The organism is Bacillus salitolerans, from assembly GCF_042680805.1.
GTDB classification, from domain to species: domain Bacteria; phylum Bacillota; class Bacilli; order Bacillales; family SA4; genus Bacillus_CJ; species Bacillus_CJ salitolerans.
The window spans coordinates 4,926-8,612 of the sequence record NZ_JBHUEM010000055.1 but is presented as its reverse complement, the minus strand read 5'-3'; the positions used below and the strand labels follow the sequence as shown (position 1 = coordinate 8,612).

Here is a 3,687-nt window from a genome sequence, read left to right as displayed (position 1 = left end):
TAAATGAAGATAGTTGGAGAATGAAACATAGATCAACGATTTTTGAGCAACAAAGTGTTTCAAATTAATAAGCAGAATTTGTGTCATTCTACTTGACGGTCACACACGTCTTTACGAAGAAGATTTGCTAACCTTTCCATAAATTCAAAAACTGCTTTAGCTTCCGATAAATTATTGATTTGTCGTGGACTTACATCAAACTCTATTTCCTCAATACAAAAGAAATGACATACAAATGCTACATCTTTGTAATCAATAGATATGTATATTGATTTATCTTTTCTTGCTTTAAAAATACTGGCTACATCATCTGGAATATCGTCAGTTTCTTCTCCATCAATCGAAAGAGTTCTCTTGATAAGACTCTTGACGAAATCCCAAAGAGTAGTCCAATCATCTTTGTTAGTTTTTTTAACAAATATATCCCTCAAACTTCCGTCATCAAAAAAGACTTTAGCTAAGACTTCTTCGGTAATATCACTCATAAACACTCACCCACTTCCTCTTACATATGTCTTTATTGACATTATCATTTGAAGTATATTCTACTTAATTACCGCTAACCGCTTGTTCAACTATCCTGCCCTTTACTTCCATAAGAGTAATTCCTTTTCCTTCCTCATCAATAAAATAAGATCAGCAGCTGCTGATCTTATTTCGCTTATTCAAGAAGTGCACCATTTACTTAAGTGATGTATTTCACGTACTTTATTTTAGAGTTCATTGTTTTTTTTCGTAACAAAAATGCGCTTATTATAAAGACTAACGAACTAACTCTCTAGATGTTTAGTATCATATTTATATATAACTTCGTGCTCATTATTTTTAATTTCTAACAAAGTCAAACTCGTTGAAGGAATTGCTGGAGTTGACCATATATTCTTTAATTCATTTTTTTCAAAGTAATCCATCAGTAGTTTGAGCGCAATAGAATGTGTGACAATTAGAACATTTTCGAATGGATGTTGTTTTATGATTTTATTTATTGCATCCACCATTCTTTCTTGGACTTTTAAAAACGACTCTACTGATTCATTTCTAAACAGATGTGGAGCCTCCCAAAAGGTCTTCCATTCTTCTGGATTTTCCTTCTCGTTATTTTCCGCAGATTTACCTTCCCATTTTCCAAAAGAAATTTCTCTTAAATCATCATATTTTATGACTTCCAGGATTCTCTCCCCTTTAGCTATTTCAGCTGTTTGGACAGCTCTATTACTTGTACTTGAATAAATTGCACTTAATGTAATATTACATAATCTTTGAGATAGTTGACTCGCTTGTTTTATTCCATTGTCTGTTAAAGGAGAATCCTTCCACCCTTGCATTAGTTTTTGTGTGTTCCAAACAGTTTCACCATGTCTAGTTAAATATAAATGTGTACTCATTACTTCCCCCATTTTTTGTAAGGATACGGTCTTATATACATTAGATAAATTCTATAATAGGAAGATATATCCTTCTTTAATTATACTCCCCCCTTACTCCAACAAAAAGTGGTACTAATCCTTCATGGATCAGCACCACTGTTATTGCATTCTCGCACCCGTTAATTGAATAAGACAAAACCTTTAGCGAATACCCTCGTACTCCCAACGAAAGTGTTTACTTAACTTTCTTACTGATTCAGCCCAAGAATCTGCACTACAACTTTTTACTATCTCAGATAGTGAATTATAAATAGTCTCCCAGTTGTCACCATATTTAATTAAATAGTGCTTTTCATGTTTATTAATTGAGTAATCTTGATTTGCCATTGGTGTCATTACTAAGATTGAAAATAAGTCACCACTATCAGTACCTTTATTACCTATTGTAAGAGTCAAGTAGAAATGAAACTCTATATCCCCCTCGTATTTCAAATTGTGAAGCTCTTCAATTTCTAGAAATCCTGAAGCATCATAGTCTTTTATTTCCAAACTCATGTCATCATCCTTTAACACTGGATAGGCTACACTTAATTGGCACTTTACCAATAATAGCCGTTTGAACTATTCGACCCTATAAAAAATGATCAGCCGTAGCTGATCACAATTTGATATTCAAGAAATTCACCCGTTTGTTGAATAAAAATGAAAGTATTCCAACAGATCATTTAACCTTGAATCCAATCTCTGTTTTTAACTCATAGTTCTTCTCTTGTTTTATTTCATCATCTGTTATTACATAAAAGTTAGCTTCTCCGTTAACAATATATTCTCCGCTTGGAAAGTCTTTATCTATGATTCGTTTTATAAATTCAACATATTTAGGATGTTCTTCAGAGCTAAAACCACCAGCACCACCTAAATACTCCTGTATGAGTGGCTCTCTTAACTAATGTTGTACTTCTTAATGGTTGCTGCATTGGGTACTCAACCCTAAAATGTCTTGTCTTCTCAATCATTGGAAATGAAAAGGATGAAGTTGCTTGATAGATACTCACTTGTTCTCTGTTACCAATATATTCAAGCTCGACAAATATCTTTACTTGTTCATTTTCATTGAATTCTGAGGTTAGTGTATATAAACGATAAATGAAATCTTCTTCTGATACCTGATCTGTATTAGACAATTCTTGGTTCATCGTCAAATTACACCCTACAAATGTTTCAATTGCTATAGTGGCTAGTACAATAAAAAGCTTCTTCAATCAACCCCACCAAAAAGTCAATTATAATTTTATTGCAATTTACTCAATAGATTTATTAATTTTTCATCAGTGTCATCATTTTTATTAAATCACTAGTTTGTAGAGGTAACAAACTATGTTCATATTCTACTTTTCCTTCAACCACACAATTATTTACCATAAGACCAAAGCTATAAACGTCAATCTTTTCACAAGTATAAGTACCAACCTTATCACTAAAACCACTATTTATTACTTTATAACTACCATCGTGTAATCTAGAAATGTTCACCTCATCTTTAGCAAGTGTAAGATATTCATGATGAATTACAAGGTTATCAGTTTCTTTTGTAATAAATTTTTCAAGATTTTCCATATATTGAACAGTAAAATGCCTATTCGATAGGGCTTTAAGTAAGTTCCTATCGTTATAAGTAACTATAACTGCACTCTCATCAACTTTACTCACGTCCGAATTACATCCAGTGAGCATTATTAAGGTTATACAAAATAAAAAAAGAGTACTTTTCATGTTTATTTTACCCCCTTATAAGTTTTACGTTTTATAAAGAGATAGGTTTCAGAAAAGTTAGATTTTTATATGAATGCTTTAACTTAGGAACAGTTACAATTTCATAAAACTGCTCGTTAGCTTAATAACTTCAACTAAAATAAACGATAATCCTTCTTGGATCACAGCACCCATTAGTTTAGTAATACTTTTGAATTTAAGTAATATAAAAAGACAGTAAAGGTTTTTAATTTCTTTTACTGCCTGCTAAGTCTTTCAATATCTGATTCCACTTTATAAACTCTTTTATTTAGCACTTCTGTTTTATCATCAACATGGTCAGCAATTTTTTCAGTATATGCCCCTAAACTTTCAATAAGGTTTTTCTGTAGTTTTTCTTGCCCTATTTCAAGTCTAGCTTGTCCTTGTTTTAGATCACCAATATCTACTCTTATTTCATGAATGTCGGACTTCATCTCTTTTAATTCAATAAGAATTTGCTTTAAGACTTCTTCCATTAAAGTTCCCCCTGACAAACAAATCATAAATTTATTATAACATTCGAAGT

At 31.7% G+C, this 3,687-nt stretch carries 6 protein-coding genes; all 6 read right to left on the bottom strand.

Annotation, left to right across the window (positions count from 1 at the left end; genetic code table 11):
* Positions 1–83: 83 nt before the first annotated feature.
* Positions 84–485, bottom strand: coding sequence for a hypothetical protein (locus ACFSCX_RS23355; protein WP_377930664.1), 402 nt, complete (start codon positions 483–485; stop codon positions 84–86).
* 285 nt (positions 486–770) lie between these two features.
* A complete protein-coding gene (locus ACFSCX_RS23350; RefSeq protein WP_377930663.1) occupies positions 771–1,385 on the bottom strand; it encodes a histidine phosphatase family protein in 615 nt (204 codons plus the stop codon).
* Between the two features lie 183 nt (positions 1,386–1,568).
* Complete coding sequence (locus ACFSCX_RS23345) at positions 1,569–1,922, bottom strand: Imm8 family immunity protein (RefSeq protein WP_377930662.1); 354 nt, start codon at positions 1,920–1,922, stop codon at positions 1,569–1,571.
* Positions 1,923–2,263: 341 nt separating this feature from the next.
* The gene (locus ACFSCX_RS23340; protein ID WP_377930661.1) at positions 2,264–2,629 is read right to left on the bottom strand and encodes a hypothetical protein; all 366 of its coding nucleotides are present in this window, start codon (positions 2,627–2,629) and stop codon (positions 2,264–2,266) included.
* Between the two features lie 55 nt (positions 2,630–2,684).
* Positions 2,685–3,077 (bottom strand): hypothetical protein, encoded by a 393-nt coding sequence (locus ACFSCX_RS23335; protein WP_377930660.1) that lies wholly within the window; start codon positions 3,075–3,077, stop codon positions 2,685–2,687.
* A gap of 299 nt (positions 3,078–3,376) precedes the next feature.
* On the bottom strand, positions 3,377–3,637 hold the full coding sequence (locus ACFSCX_RS23330; RefSeq protein WP_377930658.1) for a hypothetical protein: 261 nt from the start codon (positions 3,635–3,637) through the stop codon (positions 3,377–3,379).
* Between the last annotated feature and the right edge of the window lie 50 nt (positions 3,638–3,687).